At 70.2% G+C, this 24288-nt stretch carries 19 protein-coding genes; 11 read left to right on the forward strand and 8 right to left on the reverse strand.

The annotated features are described in order from the left end of the window. Nucleotides 1-24 precede the first annotated feature (24 nt). Nucleotides 25-1137, reverse strand: a complete 1113-nt coding sequence (locus ACAG26_RS21630; RefSeq protein WP_370485118.1) for an adenylate/guanylate cyclase domain-containing protein — start codon at nt 1135-1137, stop codon at nt 25-27. A gap of 39 nt (nt 1138-1176) precedes the next feature. On the opposite strand from ACAG26_RS21630, the gene ACAG26_RS21635 reads away from it, so the two are divergent. The 4 genes from ACAG26_RS21635 to ACAG26_RS21650 all read left to right on the forward strand — a co-directional run bounded on the left by ACAG26_RS21635 (nt 1177) and on the right by ACAG26_RS21650 (nt 3838). Continuing rightward, entirely contained in the window at nt 1177-1671 is a 495-nt protein-coding gene (locus ACAG26_RS21635) for a DNA-deoxyinosine glycosylase (RefSeq protein ID WP_370485119.1), read from the forward strand. 99 nt (nt 1672-1770) lie between these two features. Next, on the forward strand, nt 1771-2931 hold the full coding sequence (locus tag ACAG26_RS21640) for a MalY/PatB family protein (RefSeq protein WP_370485120.1): 1161 nt from the start codon (nt 1771-1773) through the stop codon (nt 2929-2931). A 17-nt stretch (nt 2932-2948) separates the two neighbouring features. Beyond that, complete coding sequence (locus tag ACAG26_RS21645) at nt 2949-3383, forward strand: HIT family protein (protein ID WP_370485121.1); 435 nt, start codon at nt 2949-2951, stop codon at nt 3381-3383. Nucleotides 3384-3388: 5 nt separating this feature from the next. After that, complete coding sequence (locus ACAG26_RS21650; RefSeq protein WP_370485122.1) at nt 3389-3838, forward strand: nitroreductase family deazaflavin-dependent oxidoreductase; 450 nt, start codon at nt 3389-3391, stop codon at nt 3836-3838. Here ACAG26_RS21650 and ACAG26_RS21655 read toward each other — a convergent pair. Together ACAG26_RS21655 and ACAG26_RS21660 are read right to left on the reverse strand one after the other, a co-directional pair. Next, nucleotides 3835-4872 carry an LLM class flavin-dependent oxidoreductase gene (locus ACAG26_RS21655; protein WP_370485123.1) on the reverse strand — a complete coding sequence of 346 codons (1038 nt, stop codon included), beginning with the start codon at nt 4870-4872 and terminating at the stop codon, nt 3835-3837. The genes ACAG26_RS21650 and ACAG26_RS21655 overlap by 4 nt on opposite strands. A gap of 41 nt (nt 4873-4913) precedes the next feature. Next, complete coding sequence (locus ACAG26_RS21660) at nt 4914-5729, reverse strand: uracil-DNA glycosylase (RefSeq protein ID WP_370485124.1); 816 nt, start codon at nt 5727-5729, stop codon at nt 4914-4916. A gap of 81 nt (nt 5730-5810) precedes the next feature. On the opposite strand from ACAG26_RS21660, the gene ACAG26_RS21665 reads away from it, so the two are divergent. The 3 genes from ACAG26_RS21665 to ACAG26_RS21675 all read left to right on the forward strand — a co-directional run bounded on the left by ACAG26_RS21665 (nt 5811) and on the right by ACAG26_RS21675 (nt 9077). Continuing rightward, nucleotides 5811-7130: an FAD-binding oxidoreductase gene (locus ACAG26_RS21665; protein WP_370485169.1), complete on the forward strand. Its 1320-nt coding sequence runs from the start codon at nt 5811-5813 to the stop codon at nt 7128-7130. A gap of 112 nt (nt 7131-7242) precedes the next feature. Then, the gene (locus ACAG26_RS21670; protein WP_370485125.1) at nt 7243-8475 is read left to right on the forward strand and encodes a cytochrome P450; all 1233 of its coding nucleotides are present in this window, start codon (nt 7243-7245) and stop codon (nt 8473-8475) included. Next, nucleotides 8475-9077 (forward strand): TetR/AcrR family transcriptional regulator, encoded by a 603-nt coding sequence (locus ACAG26_RS21675; RefSeq protein WP_370485126.1) that lies wholly within the window; start codon nt 8475-8477, stop codon nt 9075-9077. The genes ACAG26_RS21670 and ACAG26_RS21675 overlap by 1 nt, the downstream gene beginning before the upstream one ends. Before the next feature lie 43 nt (nt 9078-9120). Here the strand turns inward: ACAG26_RS21675 and ACAG26_RS21680 are convergent, their stop codons facing one another. Beyond that, on the reverse strand, nt 9121-10290 hold the full coding sequence (locus tag ACAG26_RS21680; protein ID WP_370485127.1) for an acyltransferase family protein: 1170 nt from the start codon (nt 10288-10290) through the stop codon (nt 9121-9123). Further along, on the reverse strand, nt 10287-11996 hold the full coding sequence (locus tag ACAG26_RS21685) for a DEAD/DEAH box helicase (protein WP_370485128.1): 1710 nt from the start codon (nt 11994-11996) through the stop codon (nt 10287-10289). The genes ACAG26_RS21680 and ACAG26_RS21685 overlap by 4 nt, the downstream gene beginning before the upstream one ends. Before the next feature lie 137 nt (nt 11997-12133). On the opposite strand from ACAG26_RS21685, the gene ACAG26_RS21690 reads away from it, so the two are divergent. Both ACAG26_RS21690 and ACAG26_RS21695 read left to right on the forward strand, forming a co-directional pair. After that, on the forward strand, nt 12134-12679 hold the full coding sequence (locus tag ACAG26_RS21690; protein WP_370485129.1) for an LppP/LprE family lipoprotein: 546 nt from the start codon (nt 12134-12136) through the stop codon (nt 12677-12679). 36 nt (nt 12680-12715) lie between these two features. After that, on the forward strand, nt 12716-16123 hold the full coding sequence (locus ACAG26_RS21695; protein ID WP_370485130.1) for a TM0106 family RecB-like putative nuclease: 3408 nt from the start codon (nt 12716-12718) through the stop codon (nt 16121-16123). A 95-nt stretch (nt 16124-16218) separates the two neighbouring features. On the opposite strand, the gene ACAG26_RS21700 is transcribed toward ACAG26_RS21695, so the two are convergent. From ACAG26_RS21700 to ACAG26_RS21710, 3 genes are all read right to left on the reverse strand, one after another. Then, nucleotides 16219-17091 carry a hypothetical protein gene (locus ACAG26_RS21700; RefSeq protein ID WP_370485131.1) on the reverse strand — a complete coding sequence of 291 codons (873 nt, stop codon included), beginning with the start codon at nt 17089-17091 and terminating at the stop codon, nt 16219-16221. A gap of 137 nt (nt 17092-17228) precedes the next feature. Continuing rightward, a complete protein-coding gene (locus ACAG26_RS21705; RefSeq protein ID WP_370485132.1) occupies nt 17229-19352 on the reverse strand; it encodes an MFS transporter in 2124 nt (707 codons plus the stop codon). Further along, on the reverse strand, nt 19349-19501 hold the full coding sequence (locus ACAG26_RS21710; protein ID WP_370485133.1) for a hypothetical protein: 153 nt from the start codon (nt 19499-19501) through the stop codon (nt 19349-19351). Before ACAG26_RS21710 ends, ACAG26_RS21705 begins: the two co-directional genes overlap by 4 nt. Before the next feature lie 205 nt (nt 19502-19706). Between ACAG26_RS21710 and ACAG26_RS21715 the strand changes: the two genes are divergently transcribed. Next, entirely contained in the window at nt 19707-20462 is a 756-nt protein-coding gene (locus ACAG26_RS21715; protein ID WP_370485134.1) for a hypothetical protein, read from the forward strand. Between the two features lie 151 nt (nt 20463-20613). Continuing rightward, entirely contained in the window at nt 20614-24285 is a 3672-nt protein-coding gene (locus ACAG26_RS21720; protein ID WP_370485135.1) for a multifunctional oxoglutarate decarboxylase/oxoglutarate dehydrogenase thiamine pyrophosphate-binding subunit/dihydrolipoyllysine-residue succinyltransferase subunit, read from the forward strand. Nucleotides 24286-24288: the final 3 nt, after the last annotated feature.

Below are 24288 nucleotides of genomic sequence, written 5' to 3' on the forward strand. Positions count from 1 at the left end.
TTCACTGTGGGCCTTTCGGCCCGATCAGGCACTCTCACCGCGGCGGGCGCGGAACAGTTTGACCTCATCCTTGATGCCCTTGAGCCGCCGGGCCCCGGCAAAAGACCAGCTGAACCCCCCGGTAGCGCCGAGGGCTTCGCGCACCGTTTCGGTCACCAACACCGCGCCCGGACGCGCCACCCCGGTCACCCGGCTGGCCAGGTTCACCGGACTGCCGAACCAGTCGCCGGCGCGGCTCACCGCCGGACCGGCCGCCACCCCGGCCCGCAGCCGCGGAAAGTCCGCGTCGGAATCGGTAGCCTCGACCAGCTTGAGCACGGCGTCGAGCAGCGGTGCCGGCTCGGTGCAGACGAACATCACCGCGTCGCCGATGGTCTTGATGAACCGCACCGGGGGGACGGCGACATCGCGGGCCCGGTCGGCCAGCCGGTTGGCCAGCTGCTCCAAGTCTTCCGGTGGCACCACCTCGCCGAGCCGGGTGAACCCGACCAGGTCGGCGAACGCGATGCTGACCTGCCGGGCGCCCGGCAGCGCGGTGCCGGCGGCCCGTTCGCTGGCGGTGACGGCCTCGGTTTCCATCTGGTGGCGCAGATGCATGAACAGCATGTCGGTGATCCACGGCCCCAGCAGCGGCGCGACCTGGCTGATCAGCGCCTGGGAGGCCTGGGCGATCTGAAGTTCGGTGGCGCCGGGCTGCAGGATCGTCGCCAGCGCGGTGAAACGCATCACCTCCGCGGCGTGCGAAAGTCCTTCGGCCAGCACCCGAACGACCTGCACCAGGTGCTCGGGTTGCAGGCCGAGCTCGAGGAATTTCTGGGCGTGCGCGGCGGCCTCGCCGTCCGCGCGCAGGTGCACGGCGGCGTCGGGGTCGTCCACCTGGGCCAGCCCGATGGCCCGTTGGATCCGCTGCAACAGCTCCAGGTCGACGCCGTAGTGTTCGCTGATCTCCCGCGCCGAGACGTAGCTGCCGTCGTCGCCAATGATGCGCCGCGACCCCAGCAGCAGCGGCATCGGCGCGGCACGAATCTGCTCGACGGTCAGGCCCTGCTCGAGCAGCCACGCGATCAGCTCGGCGCGCTCGGTGCGGGCGGTGCCCTCCAGGCCGTCGAGCAGGGCTTCGATGTCGGGGTCGGCCACGTCGCCAACGTATACCGCCGTCGGGCATCATGGGTGGCGATGGCTGCACCGCTGCTGGAGGGCTTCCCGCCGGTCGTCGACGACCGCGCCCGGCGGTTGATTCTCGGCTCGTTCCCCAGCGTCCAATCCCTGACCACCCGGCAGTACTACGGCAATCCGCGAAACGCGTTCTGGCGCATCACCGGCGCGCTGCTGGATTTCGACCACGCCGCCGCGTACGAGACCCGGCTGGCCGCGCTGCGGTCACACGGCGTCGCGCTGTGGGATGTGCTGCGCGCCTGTCGGCGGGTGGGCAGCGCCGACGCGAAGATCGACCCGAAAAGCATGGTGGTCAACGACTTTGCGGCGCTGTTGGCCCGCTATCCGGGGATCGACCGGGTGTACTTCAACGGCGGCGCGGCCGCGCAGATATTCCGGCGCCGAGTCGTTGCGGTGCGACCCCTGCACTATGTGCAGCTGCCGTCGACCAGCCCGGCGCGGGCCATGGCGCCCGCCGCCAAACTGGACGCCTGGCGGGTGATCAGTTCTGGCTGACGACGTCGCCGGACCCGGTGGCCGGGCTTTTCCCACCTCTCCTGTCGGACCGCCAGGCTAGCAACTGCCCCACCGCGGCCAGGGCCCACAATTGCTGATATGAGCGACAGTGCCTTTGACCGGTTGACCGAGCAGCAGCTGCGCGATCGCCGGACGATCAAGTGGAACTACTTCGGGGCCGACGTGCTGCCGCTGTGGATCGCCGAAATGGACTTTCCCACCGCGCCCGCGGTGCTCGACGGGGTGCGCGAGTGCGTCGCCAACGAGGAATTCGGCTACCCGCCGTTCGGCGAGGACGTGCTGCCGCGCGCCACCGCCGACTGGTGTGCGGCCCGCTACCGGTGGCCGGTGGCACCCGAATCGGTCCGGGTGGTTCCCGACGTCCTCAAGGGCCTCGAGGTCGTCATCAACTTCCTCACCCGCCCGGAGAGCCCGGTGGTGTTGCCGGTTCCGGCCTATATGCCGTTCTTCGACGTGCTGCAGGTCACCGGCCGGCAGCGGGTGGAGATTGGAACCCCGCGGCAGGATTCGGGCCGCTATGTGTTGGACCTGGACGCCCTGGAGGCGGCCTTCGCCGGCGGGGCCGGGTCGCTGATCCTGTGCAACCCGAACAATCCGCTGGGCACCGCCTACACCGCCGACGAGCTGCGCGCGATCGTCGAGCTCGCGGCCCGCTACGGCGCCCGGGTGCTCGCCGACGAAATCCACGCCCCGCTGATCTACGACCGGCGTCACGTGGCGGCCGCCTCGGTGTCCGACACCGCCGCCGACACCGCGGTCACCCTGCTGTCGGCGTCCAAGGGCTGGAATCTGCCCGGGCTGATGTGCGCGCAGGTCGTGTTGACCAACGAGCGCGACCGCGCCGACTGGGACCGGATCAACATGCTGCACAAGATGGGCACCGCCACCGTCGGCATCCGGGCCAACATCGCCGCCTACACCCGCGGGGCGCCGTGGCTCGACGAGCTACTGCCCTACCTGCGGGCCAACCGCGACCACCTGGCGGCGACGTTGCCGCGCGCGGTGCCCGGGCTGAAGATCAATGCCCCGGAGGCCACCTACATGTCCTGGGTGGATTTTCGCGGGTTGGACCTGCCCGCCGAGCCGGCGGAGTATCTGCTGACCAACGCCAAGGTGGCGCTGAGCCCGGGCATCCCGTTCGGCGCGGCGGTCGGTCGCGGGTTTGCCCGGTTCAATTTCGCGACCCCCCGGCCCATCCTGGACCGGGCCATCGAGGCGATCGCCGCGGCTTTGCGCTGAGCCACTACCGTGGCGTTATGTCCTGCGTGTTCTGCGCGATTGTCGCCGGGGAAGCTCCCGCCATCCGGATCTGCGAGGACGACGACTACCTGGCGTTCCTCGACATCCGGCCGTTCACCCGCGGGCACACGTTGGTGGTGCCCAAACGGCACACCGTCGACCTGACCGACACCCCGCCGGAGACGCTGGCCGGCATGCTGGCGGTCGGGCAGCGGATCGCCCAGGCGGCCCGCGCCACCGAGCTGGCCGACGCCACCAACATCGCGATCAACGACGGCCGCGCCGCGTTCCAGACCGTGTTCCATATTCACCTGCACGTGCTGCCCCGGCGCACCGGCGACAAGCTGTCGGTGGCCAAGGGCATGGTGTTGCGCCGCGATCCGGACCGGGAAGGCACCGGGCGGCTGTTACGCGACGCGCTGGCGCAATTGGACGCCGCTGCACAAGACTGACAGCCATGGAGATACCCCGCTGGATTGAGCAGCAGGTCGCCGTGCCGCTGCTGCGCCTGCACGACACGATCTATCAACGCACCAACGGGCGGATCGGGCACAAGATACCGGGCGTGCCGCCGAGCCTGCTGCTGCACACCACCGGCGCCAAGACCGGTAAGGCGCGCACCGCCTCGTTGACCTACGCCCGCGACGGGGACGCGTATCTGATCGTCGCGTCCAAGGGCGGCGACCCCCGCTCCCCGGGCTGGTATCACAACCTGAAAGCCCAGCCCGACGTCGAGATCAACGTCGGGCCACAGCGATTCGCGGTGACCGCGCGACCGCTGCTGCCCGACGACCCGGATTATGCGCGGCTGTGGCGAGTGGTCAACGACAACAACGCCGACCGCTACGAGGCCTACCAGCGCCGCACGTCGCGGCCGATCCCGATCATCGTGTTGACCCGACGCTAAAACAGCTCTTTGGCCAGCAGTTCCAGGGTGCGTTCCCGACCCGGGGCGGCCGCCGGCTCGGTGCCGCGGCGGGCGGAGGCCACCGGGTTGATCATCACCTCGTCGACGTCGAACCGGTCGGCCAGCGCCCGCACCTGCTCGCCGGCTTGGGCCGGTGCCCCCAGCACGGCGCGGTGCACGCCGGCCTCGACGATGTGCTGTTGGGCCGGGGTCAGTGCGGCACCCTGGGCGTCTTCGACGAGGTCGAGCGGACCCAACGGCTCACCGGTGCGCAGCCGCGCCATCATCTGCAGGTTGGGCAGCATCAACGCCGCGGCCTCCTCGCGGGTTTCGGCGACGGCCGCGTTCACGGTCAAAAACGTGGTCGGCTCGGGGCAGAGCGGGCTGGGCACGAACGTCGACCGGTAGAGCGCCAACGCCTCCTCGGTGCCCTTCCCGGAGAAGTGGTGCGCGAACACATACGGCAGCCCCTTGGCCGCGGCCAGCCGCGCGGAATACAGCGACGACCCCAGCAGCCACAGCCGCGGCTCGCTGGCCGCGGCGGGGGTGGCCTTGAGCAGGTAGTCGCCGTCGCGCAGTTGGACCGGCACACCGCGGCTGCTCATCATCGCCCGCACGTGGTCGAGGTACTCGGGAAAGTTCTCGATGTCGCGATCGTCGCGGCCGGCCGCGCCGCGCAGCATCACCGAGGTCACCGGGTCGGATCCCGGGGCCCGCCCGATGCCCAGGTCGATGCGGCCCGGCGCCGCAGCCTCCAACAGCGCGAACTGTTCGGCCACCGCCAGCGGCGCGTGGTTAGGCAGCATCACCCCACCGGAGCCGAGCCGCAGCTGGGTGGTCTGCGCGGCCAGGTAGGCCAGCAGCACCGGCGGGCTGGTCGCGCCGACCGACGGCATGTTGTGGTGCTCGGCGACCCAAAACCGGGTGAAGCCGAGCCGGTCAGCGGTCTGCGCCAGCCGCACCGTGGCCGCCAGCGCATCGGCGGTGGTCTGGTCGGTACGCACCGGGACAAGGTCAAGCACAGAAAGACGCACGTCGGTGTGCAACGCCGGCGGCCCGGTGAACCTTCCCGCGGTCAGCGGATGCCGGCCGCCGTGCGCGCGTCGACGAAAACCTGGTCGAGCATGGCCGGGGTCAACCGGCCGGTGAACATGTTCTGCTGGCTGGGGTGAAAGCAGCCCAGCAGCCGCACCCCCGACCCCAACTCCGCGACCGCGCCGTGCCCGAAGCGCGGCTTGGGCCTGGGCACCTGATCGGCCAGCAGCCGCAGCACCACCTGCCAGGCGAACCCGCCCAGGGCGACGATCGCCCGCACGTGCGCGGCGACCAGCTGCCACTCGGCGGCGAGCCAGGGCGCACAGGTGGCGCGTTCGGCCGGGGTGGGGGCGTTCGCCGGGGGTGCGCAGCGGACCGGGGCGACGATGCGGACCTTGTTGGCCCGCAACCCGTCGGCGGCGTCCACGCTGGTGGCCTGACTGGCCAGGCCGGCGCGGTGCAACGCGGCGTACAACTGGTCGCCGGAGCGGTCGCCGGTGAACATCCGACCGGTGCGGTTGGCGCCGTGCGCGGCGGGCGCCAACCCGACGATCAGCAGCCTCGGACGCGGCGATCCCCAGCTCGGCACCGGCCGCCCCCAGTACGGCTGATCGGCGAAGGCGCGGCGTTTGATCACCGCGACCTCCTCCCGCCAGGCCACCAGCCGCGGGCAGGCCCGGCACACGCTGATTTCGGCGTCGAGTTCGGGGATCGACCCGGCCTGTTCGGCGAGCAGCGCCACCTGCGCGGCGTCGCCGGCCACCGCGGTGTGCGGGGTCGCCGGATCCCCCGGCCAGCCCGACCCGGGCGGCACCGGCGAGTCGAACGGCGTACCGGTGCGCGGATGGGGAAACACCTCACCATCGTGCCCGGCGCATAGGATCGGTGTGTGGATGCCCAAGTGCTCGATGAGCTGATCGCCGAGTTGCCCGACGGCATGGTGGTCACCGATCGCGCCATCACCGAGAGCTACCGCCAAGACCGTGCCCTGGACCCGGCCGCCGGGAAACCCCTGGCCGTGGTGCGGCCACGGCGCACCGCAGAGGTGCAGGCGATCATGCGCTGGGCCAGCCGGCACGGGGTCCCGGTGGTGCCGCGCGGGGCCGGCACCGGGCTGTCCGGCGGCGCCACCGCGCTCGACGACGGCATCGTGTTGTCGACGGAGAAGATGCGCGACATCACCGTCGACCCGGTCACCCGCACCGCGGTGTGCCAGCCCGGCCTGCTCAACGCCGAGGTCAAAAAGGCCGTCGCCGAGCACGGGCTGTGGTATCCGCCGGACCCGTCGTCGTTTGAGATCTGCAGCATCGGCGGCAATATCGCCACCAACGCCGGCGGGCTGTGCTGCGTGAAGTACGGGGTGACCACCGACTACGTGCTGGGCCTGCAGGTGGTGCTGGCCGACGGCACCGCGGTCCGGTTGGGCGGCCCGCGGCTCAAGGATGTCGCGGGGCTGTCGCTGACCAAGCTGTTCGTCGGCAGCGAAGGCACCCTGGGGGTGGTCACCGAGGTGACGCTGCGGCTGCTGCCGGCCCAGCACACCTCCAGCGTGGTGGTGGCCACCTTCGCCTCGGTGCAGGCCGCGGCCGAAGCCGTGCTGGGTGTCACCGCGCGGATCCGCCCGGCCATGCTGGAGTTCATGGACGCGGCGGCGATCAACGCCGTCGAGGACCACTTCCGGATGGGGCTGGACCGCGAGGCCGCCGCCATGGTGCTGGGCGGCTCCGACGAACGCGGTCGGGCCGGCGCCGAGGACATCGAGCTGATGGCCGCGGTGTTCACCGAACACGGCGCCAAGGAGGTGTTCTCCACCGACGACCCCGACGAAAGCGAAGCGTTCGTCGCCGCGCGGCGGTTCTGCATCCCGGCGGTGGAAGCCACCGGCTCGCTGCTGCTGGAAGACGTCGGGGTGCCGCTGCCGGCGCTGGCCGACCTGATCACCGGCATCGAGGCCATCGCCGCCGACCGCGACCTGACCATTTCGGTGATCGCCCATGCCGGCGACGGCAACACCCACCCGCTGATCGTCTACGACCCCGCCGATGCGGCCATGACCCGCCGCGCCGAGACCGCGTTCGGCGAGATCATGGACCTGGCCGTGGCGTTGGGCGGCACGATCACCGGCGAGCACGGGGTCGGACGGCTCAAGCGGCCGTGGCTGGCCGGGCAGATCGGGCCCGAGGCGCTTGCGCTTAACCAGCGGATCAAGGCCGCGCTGGATCCCGCTGGCATCCTCAACCCCGGCGCGGCGTTTTAACACTGCGCCGAGTGGCACTCTGGCGACGCCGTACCGGCGTGTCGCGTCGCCAGAGTGCCACTCGGCGAGCGCGATGGTTGACATCGGGCTGCCATTGTCGTACTCATGAGACATGACGACTTCTGTGTCTCACGAGGCGCGCTTTGAGCTCTGTAACGCGGCCACCTGGCCGAACCCGTGGCCGATGTACACCGCGTTGCGCGACCATGACCCGGTGCACCACGTGGTGCCCGACGGCCGACCCGATCAGGACTACTACGTGCTGTCCCGGCACGCCGATATCTGGGCGGCCGCCCGCGACCACGAAACCTTCTCCTCGGCCCAGGGCCTGACCGTCAACTACGGCGAGCTGGAACTCATTGGCCTGGCGGACAACCCGCCGATGGTGATGACGGACCCGCCGGTGCACACCGAGTTCCGCAAGCTGGTGGCCCGGGGTTTCACCCCGCGCCAGGTGGAGGCGGTCGAGCCCCAGGTGCGCGAATTCGTCGTGCAGCGCATCGAGCGGTTACGCGCCAACGGCAGCGGCGACATCGTCGCCGAGCTGTTCAAACCGCTGCCGTCGATGGTCGTCGCGCACTATCTCGGGGTGCCCGAGGAGGACCGCGCCCAGTTCGACGGCTGGACCGAGGCGATCGTGGCGGCCAACACCGCCGAGGGCGGTTTTGCGGCCGCGGCCGAAACCGCCGGTGACGCCGTCGCGTCGATGATGACCTACTTCACCGGCCTGATCGAGCGGCGTCGCGCCGAACCCGCCGACGACACCGTGTCGCATCTGGTGGCCGCCGGGGTCGGCGCCGACGGCGATCTCGCCGGGCTGCTGTCGATCCTGGCGTTCACCTTCACCATGGTCACCGGCGGCAACGACACCACCACCGGAATGCTGGGCGGCTCGGTGCAATTGCTGCACCAGCGGCCCGACCAGCGTCGGCTGCTGATCGAGGATCCCGGCCTGGTCCGCGACGCCGTCGACGAGCTGCTGCGGCTGACCTCGCCGGTGCAGGGCCTGTGCCGCACCACCACCCGCGAAGTGACCGTCGGCGACACCACCATCCCGGCCGGCCGCAAGGTGCTGCTGCTGTACGGGTCGGGCAACCGCGACGAACGCCAGTACGGCCCGGACGCCGCCGAACTGGACGTGACCCGGCGACCGAGCAGCATCCTGTCCTTCAGCCACGGCGCCCACCACTGCCTGGGCGCAGCGGCGGCGCGGATGCAGGCCCGGGTGGCGCTGACCGAGTTGCTGGCCCGCTGCCCGGATTTCGAGGTGGACCTGTCCGGGGTCGTCTGGGCCGGCGGCAGCTATGTGCGACGCCCGCTGTCGGTCCCGTTCCGGGTCGCCTGATGGCGGGCACCGACTGGCTGGCCGACCGGCGCAGCGAGGTGGCCGCCGAACGCATCCTGGACGCGGCCGGCGAATTGTTCACCGACCACGATCCCGGCGCGGTCGGCATGCTCGAGATCGCCCGGGCGGCGGGGTGTTCGCGCGCCACGCTGTACCGGTACTTCGAGAACCGCGACGCGCTCTACACCGCCTACGTGCACCGGGAGGCCCGGGCGCTCTACCACCAGATGACCGAAAACCTGGCCGACGTCACCGACCCGCACCAGCGGCTACTCACCGGCATCGGGCAGGCGCTGGCGCTGGTGCGGCAAAACCCGGCGTTGGCGTCGTGGTTCGCCACCACCGGGCCGCCGATCGGCGCGGAGATGGCCGACCGTTCCGCGGTGATCACCGCCCTGGTCGCCGGCTTCGTGGGCTCGCTGGACCCCGACGGGGGCGCGGCGCCACAGGCCGTCGAACGTCGCGCCCGCTGGGTGGTGCGGGTGATGACCTCGCTGCTGAACTTTCCCGGCCGCGACGCCGCCGACGAACGGGCGATGCTCGAGGAGTTCGTGGTGCCGGTCGTGGCGCCCGCAACGCGACCCAGTCACGCCACCCAATAAGCCTGGGCTTTAAGGGATTTGCGGTAATTTAGGGCAGGCTAACCTATCCGGCCGTGGGTTGGGGTCGTACCCGGGTGAGCCGATGCAGCAGCCACGACAGCGGGATCGTCAGCGCCAGCGTCACCACGAACAGCACCAGCATCGAGCCGGTGTAGACCGGGTAGCGCACCACCTTGACCAGCGCGACGTTCATCAGCACCAGGTGGATCAGGAAGATCTCGTAGGAGATCTCCCCCAGCCACACCATCGGCCTGCTGGCCAGCAGCCGCGGAGACCAGCCGCGGTTGCCCAGCGCCAACGGCGCCACCAGCAGCCCGGCGATCGCGGCGTAAAACGCGGCTTTGACCAGCGCCTCACTCAGCCCAGTCGGCGACGTCGTCGGCGCCCCGGCGATCGGGGTGGCCACGATGAAGTAACTGACCACCGCCAGCGGCAGCGCGGCGAACGCGTAGCAGCGCACCCCCATCGCCTGCAGCACCGCCAGCATCATCCCGACCACGAACCAGGCCAGGTAGCTGGGCAGCCACAACCGCGCCGCGTACGGCAGCCACGACGCGGTGTGCGCCAGCACCAGCCACCCCGGGGTGACCGCGATCAGGGCGGCCAACCCGGCCAGCAGCAGCCCGGGTCGCCAACGCCGCTGGCACAGCACCACCAGCAGCAGATACGCCAACGCCGGCAGCACCAGGTAGAACGCGACCTCCACCGCCAGGCTCCACATCTGGGTGAGGCCCTGGTGCAGGTAGCCGCCGTAGACGTAGTGGTCGGCGTAGATCTGCGTCAAGGTGAGGTTGCGCAGCAACCCGAGCCAGGTGTGGCCGGGGTTGTAGCCGGACGCCAGCGACTGCGCGAAGAAGTGATACAGCAGGTAGGTCGCCAGCACGGTGACGACGTAGGCCGGCATGATGCGCCGCACCCGGTGCCAGGCGTAGCGGCTCACCGACGGCCCCGCACGGCCGGCCGCGGCCGCTTTCACCCACGGCCGAAACAGCAGAAAACCGGACAGCACAAAGAAGATCGGGACACCGATCTCCATCCGCGACCAGACCAGGCCGACATACCCGTGGGTGTACTTGCCGGTGGTGTAGGCGGCGTGGGTGGCCACCACCAGGATCGCCGCGACGGCGCGGATGCCGGTCAGCGAGGCGACCCGATCGACGGTGGCGACCTGCTCGAGTCCGCCCTGGGCGGTCTCGCTGCGCGACAGGGTCATCCCGCAGGTTTCCGGCGCGGCGCGCCCTCGGTGCGGCGGCGGGGTTTGCCCGACGAACGGTCGGGCTGCAGGTTGATCAGCACCCCGGAGATGCGGGTGCGCTCCAACGCCTTGACCGCTTGGCGCGGCAGCTTGGCCGGCAGCTCCACCAGCGAGAAGTCGCCGCGGATGCTGATGTGGCCGAAGTCGCTGCGGTGCAACCCGCCCTCGTTGGCGATGGCGCCGACGATCGCACCCGGGCTGACCTTGTGCCGCTTGCCGACATCGATGCGGTAGGTGACGAAACCGTCCTTGGGCCCGCCCTTGGCGCCCGGTTTGCGCGCCGGCCGGTCGGCCCGGTCGCGGGGCCGGCGCTCCGGCGGCGGCTCCGGCGCCATCAGGAACTGGTCGCCGTCGCGGGACTGCAGCGCCAGCGCCGCGGCGATATCGGCCATCGGCACGTCGTGCTCGCGCCCGTAGTCCTCGACCAGACTGCGGAACAGGTCGATACCGGGCGCGCCGAGGGTGTCGGTGATGGAGTCCCGAAACTTCGCCACCCGCTGGGCGTTGACGTGCTCGACGGTCGGCAACTCGATCTCGGTGAGCTTTTGCCGGGTCGCCTTTTCGATCGCCTTGAGCAGGTGCCGCTCCCGCGGCGAGACGAACAGCAACGCGGTGCCCGAGCGCCCGGCCCGGCCGGTGCGCCCGATCCGGTGCACGTAGGACTCGGTGTCGTTGGGGATGTCGTAGTTGAGCACATGGGAGATGCGTTCCACGTCCAACCCGCGGGCGGCCACATCGGTGGCGACCAGGATGTCCAGGTTGCCGTCTTTGAGGGCGGTGATGGTGCGTTCCCGCTGCGCCTGCGGGATGTCGCCGTTGATGGCGGCGGCGGAAAACCCGCGGGCCCGCAGCCGTTCGGCGACCTCCTCGGTGGCCTGCTTGGTGCGGACGAACACGATCATCGCCTCGAACGGCTCGACCTCGAGCAGCCGGGTCAGCGCGTCCATCTTGCGGGGGCCGGCGACCTCCAGGTAGCGCTGCGAAATGTTCTCCGCGGTGGTGGTTTTCGCTTTGACGGTGACTTCGACCGGGTCGTGCAGGTATTTGGTGGTGATCTTGCGGATCGCCGGGGGCATGGTCGCGCTGAACAGCGCCACCTGCTTGTACTCCGGGGTGTCGGCCAAGATCCGTTCGACGTCCTCGGCGAAACCCATCTGCAGCATCTCGTCGGCCTCGTCGAGCACCAGGTAGTCCATCCGGGACAGGTCCAAGGTGCCCCGTTCCAGGTGGTCGATGACCCGCCCGGGGGTGCCGACCACCACCTGCGCGCCGCGCCGGAGCCCGGCCAGCTGCACACCGTAGGACGAGCCGCCGTAGATCGGCAGCACGTTGACCTGCGGCAGGTGCGCGCCGTAACGCCCGAACGCCTCGGCGACCTGCAGGGCCAGCTCCCGGGTGGGCGCCAGCACCAGCGCCTGGGTGGCTTTGCTGTCAGTGTCGATTTTGGACAGGATCGGGATCGCGAAAGCGGCCGTCTTGCCGGTGCCGGTCTGCGCCAACCCCACCACGTCATCACCGGCCAGCAGCGCCGGGATGGTGGCCGCCTGGATGGCCGAGGGGATCTCGTAGCCGACGTCGGCGACGGCCCGCAGCACCGCCGGGTGAATCTGCAGGTCGGCAAACGTCGCCGGGGACGTCGCGGCGGGGGCATCTGGGGAGGTCATGGCAGATGGAGTCTATCGGCTTATCCGCGGTCCCCTGGCCCCGCGGCCACGCCTGCCGCATTCGCGGCGGCGCTGGCGGTACGGTGCCCGGTGTGTTGTGGGTAGCAAATCGAGGCCGGCGCCGTGCCGGCCGGGTGATGAGGTTAGCCACCGCCGGGCTGTGCGCCGCCGGCGCGCTGGCCGGATGCGGGTCGGGCGACTCCACGGTCGCCAAGACCCCGCAGGGCAGCAGTCCCCCAACCCCGGCGGCGGCCGCGCCACCGGCCACCAGTGCGCCGCCCAGCAGCGCGCCGCCGGCCGACCCGTGCGCGGTCAATCTCGGTGCGCCAGCGATCGCCAAGGCGGTGTCGGAGCTGCCGCGGGATCCCCGCAGCCAGCAGCCGTGGAATCCCGAACCGTTGGCCGGCAACTACAACCAGTGCACCCAGCTGTCGGCGGTGATCGTCAAGGCCAACACCAACGCCGAGCACCCCAACACCCGGGCGGTGATGTTCCACCAGGGCCAGTACCTGGCGCAGGGGGTGCCCGACACCTACGGGTTCAGCGGAATCGACCTGGCGCAGTGCGGCGACGACGTTGTCGCCCTGCAGGCGGCCAGCGGCATCGCGGGCCTGAGCAGCGTGGTGAAGTTCCGCTGGAACGGGACCGGCGTCGAGCTGATCGGCAACACCCCCGCCGGCTGAGTGGACCTGTCGGTGCGCTGACCTAGCGTTGGTGACGTGTTCGTCCTCGACGACAAGGTCATCTACAGCGCCTCGGACCTCGCGGCCGCCGCGCAGTGCGAATACGCCTTGCTGCGCGGCTTCGACGCGAAACTCGGCCGGGGCCCGGGCGTCGACACCGACACCGACCTGTTCACCCGCACCGCCGCCCTGGGCGACGAGCACGAGCAGCGCCAGCTCGACGAGCTGCGCGATCGGTACGGGCCGGTCACGGTCATCGGCCGGCCGGCCTACACCCACGCCGGGTTGACCGCGGCCACCGAGGCGACGCTGCGCGCGGTCGCCGACGGCGCGCCGGCGCTGTGTCAGGCCGCGATGTTCGACGGACGGTTCCTCGGGTTCGCCGACTTCCTGGTGCGCGACGGCGACCGGTACCGGATCCGCGACGCCAAGCTGGCCCGCTCGGCCAAGGTCACCGCGCTGCTGCAGCTGGCCGCCTACGCCGACGCGCTGGGGCGCGCCGGGGTGCCGGTGGCGCCGCAGGTCGAGTTGGTGCTCGGCAACGGCAAGCTGGTGGGGTACCGCAGCGACGAGCTGACCCCCGTCTACCGGGCGCAGCGCACCCGGGTGCAGCGGCTGCTCGATGACCACTACGCCGGCGGCGCCGCGGTGCGCTGGGACGACGCTTCGGTGCAGGCCTGCTTCCGCTGCCCGGTGTGCACCGAGCGGGTCCGCGCCGACGACGACGTGCTGCTGGTGGCCGGGATGCGGGTCACCCAGCGGGCCCGGCTGCTGGAGGCCGGCATCGTCACCGTCACCGACCTGGCCGCGCACCGCGGGCCGGTGCCCCACCTGGCGCAGCGCACCGTGGACGCCCTGGCCGCCCAGGCGAAACTGCAGGTCGCCCAGCGCACCACCGGGGTGCCGCAGTTCGAGGTCGTCGACCCGCAGCAGCTGGCGCTGCTGCCCGAACCCGACGACGGTGACCTGTTCTTCGACTTCGAGGGCGATCCGCTGTGGACCGCCGACGGCACCGAGTGGGGCTTGGAGTACCTGTTCGGGGTGCTGGAAGCCGGTCGGCGGGGGGTGTTTCGTCCGCTGTGGGCGCACGACCGCGTCGAGGAGCGCCGGGCGTTGACGGAGTTTTTGGCGCTGGTGGCCCGCCGCCGCCAACGCCACCCGAACATGCATATCTACCACTACGCGCCCTACGAGAAGACCGCGCTGCTGCGGCTGGCCGGCCGGCACGGCGTCGGTGAGGACGCGGTCGACGACCTGCTGCGCAGCGGGGTGCTGGTCGACCTGTATCCGCTGGTGCGCAAGAGCATCCGCGTCGGCGCCGAGTCGGTCAGCCTCAAGGCGCTGGAACCGCTGTATATGGGCGCCGAGCTGCGGGACGGCGATGTCACCACCGCCGCGGATTCGATCACCGGGTACGCACGATTTGCCGAGCTGCGCGCCGCCGGTCGCGACGCCGACGCGGCGACCATGCTCAAACAGATCGAGGACTACAACCACTACGACTGCCGGTCCACCCGTGCCCTGCGGGATTGGCTGCTGCTGCGGGCGTTTGAATCCGGGGTCGCCCCCAGCGGCACCCAACCCGTCGTCGAGGGCGGCGGCGTCGAACCCGAGGACCCGCTGGCCCGGGTGTTGGCGGCAGCCGCCGGGGACGCGGCCGGCGGCGACCGCAGCCCCGAACAAACCGCCGTCGCGCTGGTGGCCGCCGCCCGCGGCTATCACCGGCGGGAGGAAAAACCGTTCTGGTGGGCGCATTTCAACCGGTTGAACTATCCGATCGACGAATGGGCCGACGACCCCGACGTGTTCGTCGTCGATGCGGCCGGCGTCGTCGCCGACTGGCACCGGCCGTCGCGGCGGCACAACCCGCAGCGGCGGGTGCGGCTGACCGGCGCACTGGCCCGCGGCCAGCTGAACACCAAGGTGTTCGCGCTGTACGCGCCGCCGGCGCCGACCGGCCTGGTCGATAGCCCCGACCGGCGGGCGGCCGGCCACGCCGAGGTGATCGAGGTCGACGACCCCACCGTGCCCACCGAACTGGTGATCTGCGAACGGATCCCCAAGGACGGCACCACCTTCGACCAGCTGCCGTTCGCGCTCACCCCGGGCGCGCCGATCCCGACCAAAACCTTGCGCAACGCCATCGAAGCGACGGCGACCGAACTCGCCGCGGCGCTGCCGGCGCTGCCCCGCACCGCCACCGTCGACCTCCTGCTGCGCCGCCCGCCCCGGCTGCGCGGTCGCGCCGGGCTGCCCCGGAGCGACGACGTCGCCGCCGACATCACCGCCGCGCTGCTCGACCTGGACGGCTCCTACCTGGCCGTGCACGGGCCGCCCGGCACCGGCAAAACCCACACCGCGGCCCACGTCATCGCCGACCTGGTCGGCCAGCACGGGTGGCGGGTCGGGGTGGTCGCGCAGTCCCACGCCGTGGTGGAGAACCTGCTGGACTGCGTCGTCGACGCCGGCCTGGACGCGCAGCGGGTGGCCAAAAAGCGCCACGACCGCGACAACCCACGCTGGCAACACCTCCCGGAAAACCAGTACGCCGCCTTCATCGCCGGCACCGACGGATGCGTGATCGGCGGCACCGCATGGGATTTCGTCAACCGCGACCGGGTGCCGGCGGGCTGCCTGGACCTGCTGGTGATCGATGAGGCCGGCCAGTTCTGTCTGGCCAACACCATCGCGGTGGCGTCCGCGGCGGCGAACCTGTTGCTGCTCGGCGACCCGCAGCAGCTGCCGCAGGTCAGCCAGGGCACCCATCCCGAACCGGTCGACGCCTCCGCGCTGGGTTGGCTGGTGGACGGTCACCGCACGCTGCCGCCCGACCGCGGCTATTTCCTGGACCGCAGCTACCGGCTGCACCCGCGGGTGTGCGCGGCGGTGTCGGCGCTGTCGTATGCGGGCCGGCTGCAATGCGTTCCCGAGGTAACCGCGGCCCGCCGGCTAGCCGGCTACCCGCCCGGGGTGCGGGTGCTGACGGTCCACCATGACGGCAACGCGACCGACAGCCCCGAGGAGGCCGCGGTGATCGTCGCCGAGATCACCCGCGCGCTCGGGGCGTCCTGGACCGATGAGCGCGGCACCCGACCGCTGACCGCCGCCGACGTGCTGGTGCTGGCGCCGTACAACGCCCAGGTGGTGCTGCTGCGTGCGCGGTTGGCGGCCGCCGGGCTGGCCGAGGTGCGGGTCGGGACGGTGGACAAGTTTCAGGGCGGGCAGGCGCCGCTGGTGTTCGTGTCGATGACGGCGTCCTCCATCGCCGACGTTCCGCGCGGCATCTCGTTTCTGCTCAACCGGAACCGGCTCAACGTCGCGGTCAGCCGGGCGCAGTATGCGGCCACGATCGTGCGGGCCGACGCGCTGACCGACTATCTGCCCGCCACACCGGCCGGCCTGGTCGACCTCGGCGCCTTCCTGGCCCTGACCGCTGGCCCCTGAGTCGCCCCCTGGGCCGGTCGCCCTCATCGGCGAGTGTGCGATCTCATACGTTTTCGGCGCGAAAAGCGTATGCATCTGCACAGTCGGCGAGCGGCTTACCACGTTTTCGGGCAGCCGCGGGCGATCAGGGCCGCACCGACACGGTCGAGGAACCCCCACGGGTTGGTGTGCAGCATCCGGGCCGTCAACCGGATATCGTTCCAGCCGAGTTCGGCCAGTTTGGCATAGCGCTCGAGGTCCCAGTCCCGCTGCCGGGGCTCGGTCCAATGGTGGGCGCCTTCAAAGTCGACGCCAACACGCCATTCCGCCCAGCCCATGTCGATGCGCGCAAACACCCGTCCGTACTCGTCACGCACCGGGATCTGGGTCTGCGGCCGCGGGAAGCCCGCTTGCACCAGCAGCAACCGGGTCAGCGACTCGTAGGGCGACTCGGCGCCGCCATCGACCAGGCGCAGCGTTTCCCTCAGCTGCCGCAGTCCCCGAACGCCGGGATGACGGGTGATCACCGCCTCGACGTCGACCGCCTTGACATCGGTGGCGTTCATCAGGGCGTCGATACGCTGCACCCCGTCCGTGAGCGGGAGTCGCCTGCCGAGGTCAAAGGCGGTGCGAGCGGCGGTGGTTGCCGGCATTCCGGAGACCGTTTGGGTTTCGCCGGGCAGCAGGACATCGGTGTGGACGCGCAGCCGCGGCGGCGGTCGCCGATTGGTGTGGATGAGCTCGGCGGGCAGGTCGGCGTCGATCCACTTGGCGCCCAACAGGGCCGCCGCCGAGAGCCCGGCGAGCACGCCCTGCCGACCCGACCAGAGCCAGGCCGCGCGGGACCGCTGAACCGGCGACAGCTCGGCTCCGCGCGGTACCCACACCCCGGGATAGACGGCGACATGACGGCGGCGCAGTTCGCGGAAGGTCAAGGCTCCGGCCTCTAACGCCTCCGCCGCCAGAAACGGCCACTCGACGGGTTGCATGACCGCCACGATCCAACATCTGCGGCCAGGCCGCCCCCGGCCATCCACAGCAGCGCCCGAGTGTGCGACCTCATACGTTTTCGGCGCGAAAAGCGTATGAATCTGCACACTCGGCGAGAAACCGGCGAGCGGCCGGGTCAGTCCTCGGGGAAGGAATGGCGGCCGTGGCCGGCCGCGTCGTCGGGACCGGGGTGGCGATGCCGGTGCGGCGGGGGTTGCTGCTCGGGGAAGCGGTGGCGGGCCGAACCGCCGTCGTCGGCGCCCGGGTGGTCCTCGGCCGGCCAGGAATGCGCGCCGCGCGGTCCTTTCCAGCTGCGACCGGTGCGGGCATGCTCCCCGTAATCGTCGGACGCCGACAGGTCGTCGGTGTCCTCGAACATCCCGGCGTCAGCGACCTCGCGTCGCGGCGATAGGTCGGCAAGCGGACGGAACCGCTGCTCATCGTCGACGTGAAAGCCGTTGTGGGCGAACCCGATCGGCTCGACCGCCGCGTTCCGTTTGAGGTCGTGCACGGGATCGTTGGCCAGGCTGGGCCAGGATTCCAGCGGGTCGCCGGGCCAGGGGTCGGCGGCGGTGGGCGGCACCGGCAGCGGGTCGGTGTCCCTGTCGTCCTCGGGCTCCGGCCCGATGTCCCCGGCGGGCGCAGCCACCGGCGGGTCGAACGGGTACTCGACGTCGTCGTCGGCGGGGATGACCGGGATCACCTCCGTGCGGCCCTCAAAAATCGCAGGGCGCTGCTCGACGTCGTCGAGGTCGGCAAAGGCGGCCGCCCGCGCCGGTGGCGGCGGCTCGGCGGTGATCATCCCGACCAAAAACAGCGCCGCGATCACCCCGAACAAGGCGATGAACGCCGGCAGCAGCATCGCGTCGGACATTGCCGCCGCGAACGGTTCCCGCAGGAATTCGGGAAGTTGCAGCACCTCCCCGCCCGGCCACTGCGGATGCCCGCTGTTGGGCAGGTCCGGCATATCGGCGGACAGCCGCCCGGTCATGAACGCGGCCATGCCGGCGCTGCCGAGCACGGTGCCGATCTGCCGGGTCGCGTTGAACACCCCCGACCCCGCGCCGGCCAACTCCGGCGACAGGGTGCGGGTCGCGGTCGCGCTCAGCGGCGACCAGATGAACGCCATGCCGATCCCCAACGCGGCGAACGGCAACAACAGCCGCCAGATCGGGGTGGTGGGGGTCATCTCGATCGACAGCCAGGTCAGCGCGATCGCCAGCATGGAGAACCCGAACCCGACCACCGGGCGGGGATGCGACCGGTCGACGATGCGCCCCACCAGCGGGGCCAACAGGCCGTTGGCGACCGGCATCGGCGCGGTCAGCAGGGCCGCGCGGGTCGGTGACAGCCCGCACACACCCTGCGCGTAGAACATGACCGGGAACATCAGCGCCACCGACGCGAACCCGATCACGGCAACAGCGAGGTTGGACAGGCTGAAGTCGCGGTCGGCGAAGACCCGCAGCGGCACCAGCGGCTCGTGCCGGTTGATCGCCTGCCAGTAGCCGAACATCACCAGGCAGCCGACACCGGCGACCATCACCGCCCAGATCCACGGCTGCCAGTGGTTGGACTGGCCCTCTTGCAGGGCGAACACGATCAAAAACACCCCCACCCCGGACAACGCCACACCGAGCAGGTCGAACCGGTGGGTGTGGGTGGGCAGGACCGGGATCAGCCGGGCCGCCAGCGCCAGCCCGATCACCCCGATCGGCACGTTGACGAAAAAGATCCACTCCCACCCCAACACGTCGGCCAGCACGCCGCCGGCCAGCGGGCCGATCAGGGTCGCGACCCCGGCGGTGGCACCCCACACGCTCAGCGCCACCCCGCGCCGCTCCGGCGGGAAGATCCGGGTGATCATCGTCAGGGTTTGCGGGGTCAGCAGTGCGGCACCGGTGCCCTGCACCACCCGGGCCGCGATCAGCATGCCGATGCTGCCGGACAGGCCGCACCACAGCGACGCCGCGGTGAACACCGCCAGCCCGATCAGATACAGATTCTTCGGGCCGAACCGGTCCCCCAACCGGCCCGCGACCAGCAGCGGCACCGCGTAGGCCACCAGGTAGGCGCTGGTCACCCAGATCACCGCGTCGAACCCGATGTCGAGCGCCGTCATGATCTTGGGGTTGGCGACCGAGACGATGGTGGAGTCGACCAGGATCATGAAGAACCCGACGACCATCGCCCACAGCGCGTACCAGGGGTTCGCCGGGGCCGCCGCGGTCGGCCGGCCCGCGCGCGTCGCGGTGCTCATCCGCGCCACCGCCCCGAACACCCGTGGTCAGCAAACCCGTGCAACCACATGACCTTGATATGTGCGGTGACCAGCAAGGAACCCTGGGCCACCATCCGAATCGCCGGCGACGGGCTGGCGTCGCGCAGCGGCGTCAGTTGGTTGGCCATCGATCAATCCGTCCCGCGCGGCTCCGGTCCGCTCCCCTCTGGCTATCTCCGGCCCGGACGATTCCGGGCAAAGTAATCCGCTGCGACGCTACGGACAGATCGGCCGCCGGACAACCCCGGCCCGCCGACCAGCGCGGTGAGCCGGGAACGTCCGTGGTTTGCGGGACGTTAGCCTGAAGGCACGGTATTCGGAGGGGAGGCGACCATGGGCGCCCGACGGAGCGGATCAACGCCGACTCGGCTACCCACTGCCGGCGACGAGAACCCCAGCACGGCGGCGCGGGCACTGTCCCGCATCATCGAGCGGAGTTCGCGGGTGCAGCGCCCGGCGGTGCGGGCCTATGTGGACCGGCTGCGCAACAGCAACCCCGACGCCACCCCGGCCGATATCGTCGCCAAATTGGAGAAGCACTATCTGCGCGCGGTGATGGCCAGCGGCGCGGCGGTGGGTGCGACGGCCGCGGTCCCCGCGGTCGGCACCTTGGTCGCGCTGTCCGCGCTGGCCGGCGAGACCGCGGTCTTCCTGGAGGCCACCGCGATCTTTGTGCTCGCGGTCGCCGAGGTGCACGGCATCCCCGCCGAACAACGGGAACGGCGTCGCGCCCTGGTGCTGTCCGTGCTGGTCGGCGACGGTGGCAAACGCGCGGTCGCCGATCTGCTGGGCCCCGGGCGCACCCGCGGCGCCTGGTTGTCGGAGGGCACCGCCGCGCTGCCGCTGCCGGCGGTGACGCAGCTCAACTCGCGCCTGCTGAAATACTTCGTCAAGCGCTACACGATCAAGCGCGCGGTGTTGGCGTTCGGCAAGCTGCTGCCGGTCGGCATCGGCACCCTGATCGGGGGCTGGGGTAACCGGCTGATGGGCAAGAAGATCATCGGCAACGCCCGCAAGGCATTCGGCGATCCGCCGGCGCGCTGGCCGGTCACCCTGCACCTGCTGCCGGCGGCGCAGGACAGCGGCTAAGCCGCTGGCCTGCGGTGACACGTCTAGCGGAATATCCGCGAAGCGTTAGCCTTTAGGGGCGGGGAATCCGACACAGCGGGGTGTAGGCAACAGTGGCAAGCACCGCCGAGCGCGGTGGCCAAAGGATGAGGAATCGAGGCGAGTAGCTGCCGTGAGCACTACAAGTTCACCATTCGGTCAGAACGAATGGCTGGTCGAGGAGATGTACCGCAAGTTCCGCGACGACCCCTCCTCGGTGGATCCGAGCTGGCATGAGTTCCTGGTCGACTACAACCCCGAGCCCACCGCGGAGACCCCAACCACCACCGACGCGCAGCCGCACCAGCGGCCCGCTCCGGCCCCGGCCGCCCCGCCTGCCCCGGCACCGGCCACCGGCAACGGCGCGGCCGCGCCACCCCGCCCGGCGCCGGCGAAGCCCGCCGCTGCGGCGCCGGCCGACGGTGACGAGGTGCAGGTGCTGCGCGGCGCCGCCGCCGCCGTGGTGAAGAACATGTCCACCTCGCTGGAGGTGCCCACAGCCACCAGCGTGCGCGCCGTGCCGGCCAAGCTGATGATCGACAACCGCACCGTCATCAACAACCACCTCAAACGCGCCCGCGGCGGCAAGGTGTCGTTCACCCACATCCTGGGCTACGCGATGGTGCAGGCGGTCAAAGCGTTCCCCAACATGAATCGGCACTTCACCGAGGTCGACGGCAAACCCAACGCGGTCACCCCCGCGCATGTCAACCTCGGCCTGGCGATCGACCTGCCCGGCAAGGGCGGCAAGCGTTCGCTGGTGGTCGCGGCCATCAAACGGTGCGAGACCATGCGGTTCGGCCAGTTCATCGCCGGCTACGAGGACATCGTCCGTCGGGCCCGCGACGGCAAGCTGACCGCCGAAGACTTTGCCGGGGTGACGATCTCGCTGACCAACCCGGGCACCATCGGGACCGTCCACTCGGTGCCGCGGCTGATGGCCGGGCAGGGCGCCATCATCGGGGTCGGGGCGATGGAATACCCGGCGGAGTTCCAGGGCGCCAGCGAGCAACGCATCGCCGAGCTGGGGATCGGCAAGCTGGTGACGCTGACCTCCACCTACGACCACCGGATCATCCAGGGCGCGGAATCCGGTGATTTTTTGCGGACCATCCACGAAACACTGCTCTCCGACGGGTTCTGGGACGAGATCTTCCGGGAACTCGGCATCCCCTACGAGCCGATCCGGTGGCGCACCGACAACCCGGACTCGATCGCCGACAAGAATCCCCGGGTCAACGAGCTGATCGCCGCGTACCGCAACCGCGGACACCTGATGGCCGACACCGATCCGCTGCGGCTGGACAAATCCCGGTTCCGCAGCCACCCCGACCTCGACGTGCTGACCCACGGTTTGACGTTGTGGGATCTGGACCGGGTGTTCAAGGTCGACGGTTTCATGGGGGCCACCCACAAGAAGCTGCGTGATGTGCTGTCGGTGCTGCGCGACGCCTACTGCCGGCACGTCGGGGTGGAGTACACCCACATCCTGGAGCCCGAGCAGCAGCAGTGGCTGCAGGAGCGCGTCGAGGTCAAGCACGACAAACCGACCGTCGCCCAACAGAAGTACATTCTGAGCAAACTCAACGCCGCGGAAGCGTTCGAAACCTTCCTGCAAACCAAATACGTGGGGCAGAAACGGTTCTCGCTGGAAGGCGCCGAGACCGTCATCCCGATGATGGACGCGGCGATCGACCAGTGCGCCGAGCACGGCCTCGACGAGGTGGTCGTCGGCATGCCGCACCGCGGCCGGCTCAACGTGCTGGCCAACATCGTCGGCAAACCGTATTCGCAGATCTTCACCGAGTTCGAGGGCAACCTGAACCCGTCCCAGGCGCACGGCTCCGGCGACGTCAAATACCACCTCGGCGCCACCGGCGTGTATCTGCAGATGTTCGGCGACAACGACATTCAAGTGTCGCTGACCGCCAACCCGTCGCACCTGGAGGCCGTCGACCCGGTGCTGGAGGGGCTGGTCCGGGCCAAACAGGACCTGCTCGACAAGGGCACCAGCGAACAGGGCTTCTCGGTGGTGCCGATCATGCTGCACGGGGACGCAGCGTTCGCCGGTCAGGGTGTCGTCGCCGAAACCCTGAACATGGCGATGCTGCCCGGCTACCGGGTCGGCGGCACCATCCACATCATCGTCAACAACCAGATCGGGTTCACCACCGCGCCCGACCACTCCCGGTCCAGCGAGTACTGCACCGACGTCGCGAAGATGATCGGGGCGCCGATTTTCCACGTCAGCGGCGACGACCCGGAGGCGTGCGAATGGGTGGCGCGGCTGGCGGTGGACTTCCGGCAGAAGTTCCACAAGGACGTGATCATCGACATGTTGTGCTACCGCCGGCGCGGACACAACGAGGGCGATGACCCGTCGATGACCAACCCGTACATGTACGACGTCATCGACACCAAACGCGGCGTCCGCAAGAGCTACACCGAAGACCTGATCGGCCGCGGCGATATCTCGATGAAGGAAGCCGAAGACGCCCTGCGCGACTACCAGGGGCAGCTGGAGCGGGTGTTCAACGAGGTCCGCGAGCTGGAAAAGCACGCGGTGCAGCCCAGCGAATCGGTGGAGTCCGAGCAGCAGGTGCCCCGCGGGCTGTCCACCGCGGTGGACAAGGCGCTGCTGGCCCGCATCGGCGACGCGCATCTGGCGGTTCCGGATGGGTTCGCGGTGCACCCGCGGGTCAAGCCGGTGCTGGAGAAGCGCCGCGAAATGGCCTACGAGGGCAAGATCGACTGGGCGTTCGCCGAACTGCTGGCGTTGGGTTCGCTGGTCTCCGAAGGCAAGCTGATTCGGCTGTCCGGCCAAGACACCCGCCGCGGCACCTTCTCCCAACGGCATTCGGTGATCATCGACCGCACCACCGGTGCCGAGTTCACCCCGCTGCAGCTGCTGGCCACCACCACCGACGGCAACCCGACCGGTGGCAAGTTCCTGGTGTACGACTCGCCGCTGTCCGAATTCGCCGCCGTGGGCTTCGAATACGGCTACACCGTCGGCAACCCGGACGCCCTGGTGTTGTGGGAGGCGCAGTTCGGCGACTTCGTCAACGGCGCCCAGTCGATCATCGACGAGTTCATCAGCTCCGGTGAAGCCAAGTGGGGACAGCTGTCCAACGTGGTGCTGCTGCTGCCGCACGGCCACGAAGGCCAGGGGCCCGACCACACCTCCGGGCGCATCGAACGTTTCCTGCAGCTGTGGGCGGAAGGCTCGATGACGATCGCGGTGCCCTCGACGCCGTCGAACTACTTCCACCTGTTGCGCCGGCACGCCCTGGACGGGATTCAGCGGCCGCTGATCGTGTTCACCCCGAAGTCGATGCTGCGCAACAAGGCCGCGGTCAGCGACATCAAGGACTTCACCGAGGTCAAGTTCCGCTCGGTGCTGGAGGAACCCGGCTACGAGGACGGTATCGGGGACCGCAGCAAGGTCACCCGCGTCTTGTTGACCAGCGGCAAGGTGTACTACGAGCTGGCCGCCCGCAAGGCCAAGGACAACCGCGACGACGTCGCGATTGTGCGGATCGAGCAGCTTGCGCCGCTGCCGAAGCGTCGGCTGGCCGAAACGCTGGACCGCTACCCCAACGCCGCCCAGTACTTCTGGGTGCAGGAGGAGCCGGCGAATCAGGGCGCCTGGCCGCGGTTCGGCCTGGAGTTGCCGGAGCTGTTGCCCGACAAGCTGACCGGGATCAAGCGGATCTCGCGGCGCGCCATGTCGGCGCCGTCGTCGGGTTCGTCGAAGGTGCACGCCGTCGAGCAGCAGGAGATCCTCGACGAAGCCTTCAGCTGAGGG

The organism is Mycobacterium sp. pUA109 (assembly GCF_041287095.1).
Taxonomy (GTDB): Bacteria; Actinomycetota; Actinomycetes; order Mycobacteriales; family Mycobacteriaceae; genus Mycobacterium.

What these genes read in the sequence shown, in the direction of transcription:
- ACAG26_RS21635 (WP_370485119.1), top strand. Translation starts at nt 1,177, where the DNA reads ATGGCTGCACCGCTGCTGGAGGGCTTCCCGCCGGTCGTCGACGACCGC.
- ACAG26_RS21640 (WP_370485120.1), top strand. Translation starts at nt 1,771, where the DNA reads ATGAGCGACAGTGCCTTTGACCGGTTGACCGAGCAGCAGCTGCGCGAT.
- ACAG26_RS21645 (WP_370485121.1), top strand. Translation starts at nt 2,949, where the DNA reads ATGTCCTGCGTGTTCTGCGCGATTGTCGCCGGGGAAGCTCCCGCCATC.
- ACAG26_RS21650 (WP_370485122.1), top strand. Translation starts at nt 3,389, where the DNA reads ATGGAGATACCCCGCTGGATTGAGCAGCAGGTCGCCGTGCCGCTGCTG.
- ACAG26_RS21665 (WP_370485169.1), top strand. Translation starts at nt 5,811, where the DNA reads ATGGTGGTCACCGATCGCGCCATCACCGAGAGCTACCGCCAAGACCGT.
- ACAG26_RS21670 (WP_370485125.1), top strand. Translation starts at nt 7,243, where the DNA reads ATGACGACTTCTGTGTCTCACGAGGCGCGCTTTGAGCTCTGTAACGCG.
- ACAG26_RS21675 (WP_370485126.1), top strand. Translation starts at nt 8,475, where the DNA reads ATGGCGGGCACCGACTGGCTGGCCGACCGGCGCAGCGAGGTGGCCGCC.
- ACAG26_RS21680 (WP_370485127.1), bottom strand. Translation starts at nt 10,290, where the DNA reads ATGACCCTGTCGCGCAGCGAGACCGCCCAGGGCGGACTCGAGCAGGTC.
- ACAG26_RS21685 (WP_370485128.1), bottom strand. Translation starts at nt 11,996, where the DNA reads ATGACCTCCCCAGATGCCCCCGCCGCGACGTCCCCGGCGACGTTTGCC.
- ACAG26_RS21690 (WP_370485129.1), top strand. Translation starts at nt 12,134, where the DNA reads ATGAGGTTAGCCACCGCCGGGCTGTGCGCCGCCGGCGCGCTGGCCGGA.
- ACAG26_RS21700 (WP_370485131.1), bottom strand. Translation starts at nt 17,091, where the DNA reads ATGCAACCCGTCGAGTGGCCGTTTCTGGCGGCGGAGGCGTTAGAGGCC.
- ACAG26_RS21705 (WP_370485132.1), bottom strand. Translation starts at nt 19,352, where the DNA reads ATGAGCACCGCGACGCGCGCGGGCCGGCCGACCGCGGCGGCCCCGGCG.
- ACAG26_RS21710 (WP_370485133.1), bottom strand. Translation starts at nt 19,501, where the DNA reads ATGGCCAACCAACTGACGCCGCTGCGCGACGCCAGCCCGTCGCCGGCG.
- ACAG26_RS21715 (WP_370485134.1), top strand. Translation starts at nt 19,707, where the DNA reads ATGGGCGCCCGACGGAGCGGATCAACGCCGACTCGGCTACCCACTGCC.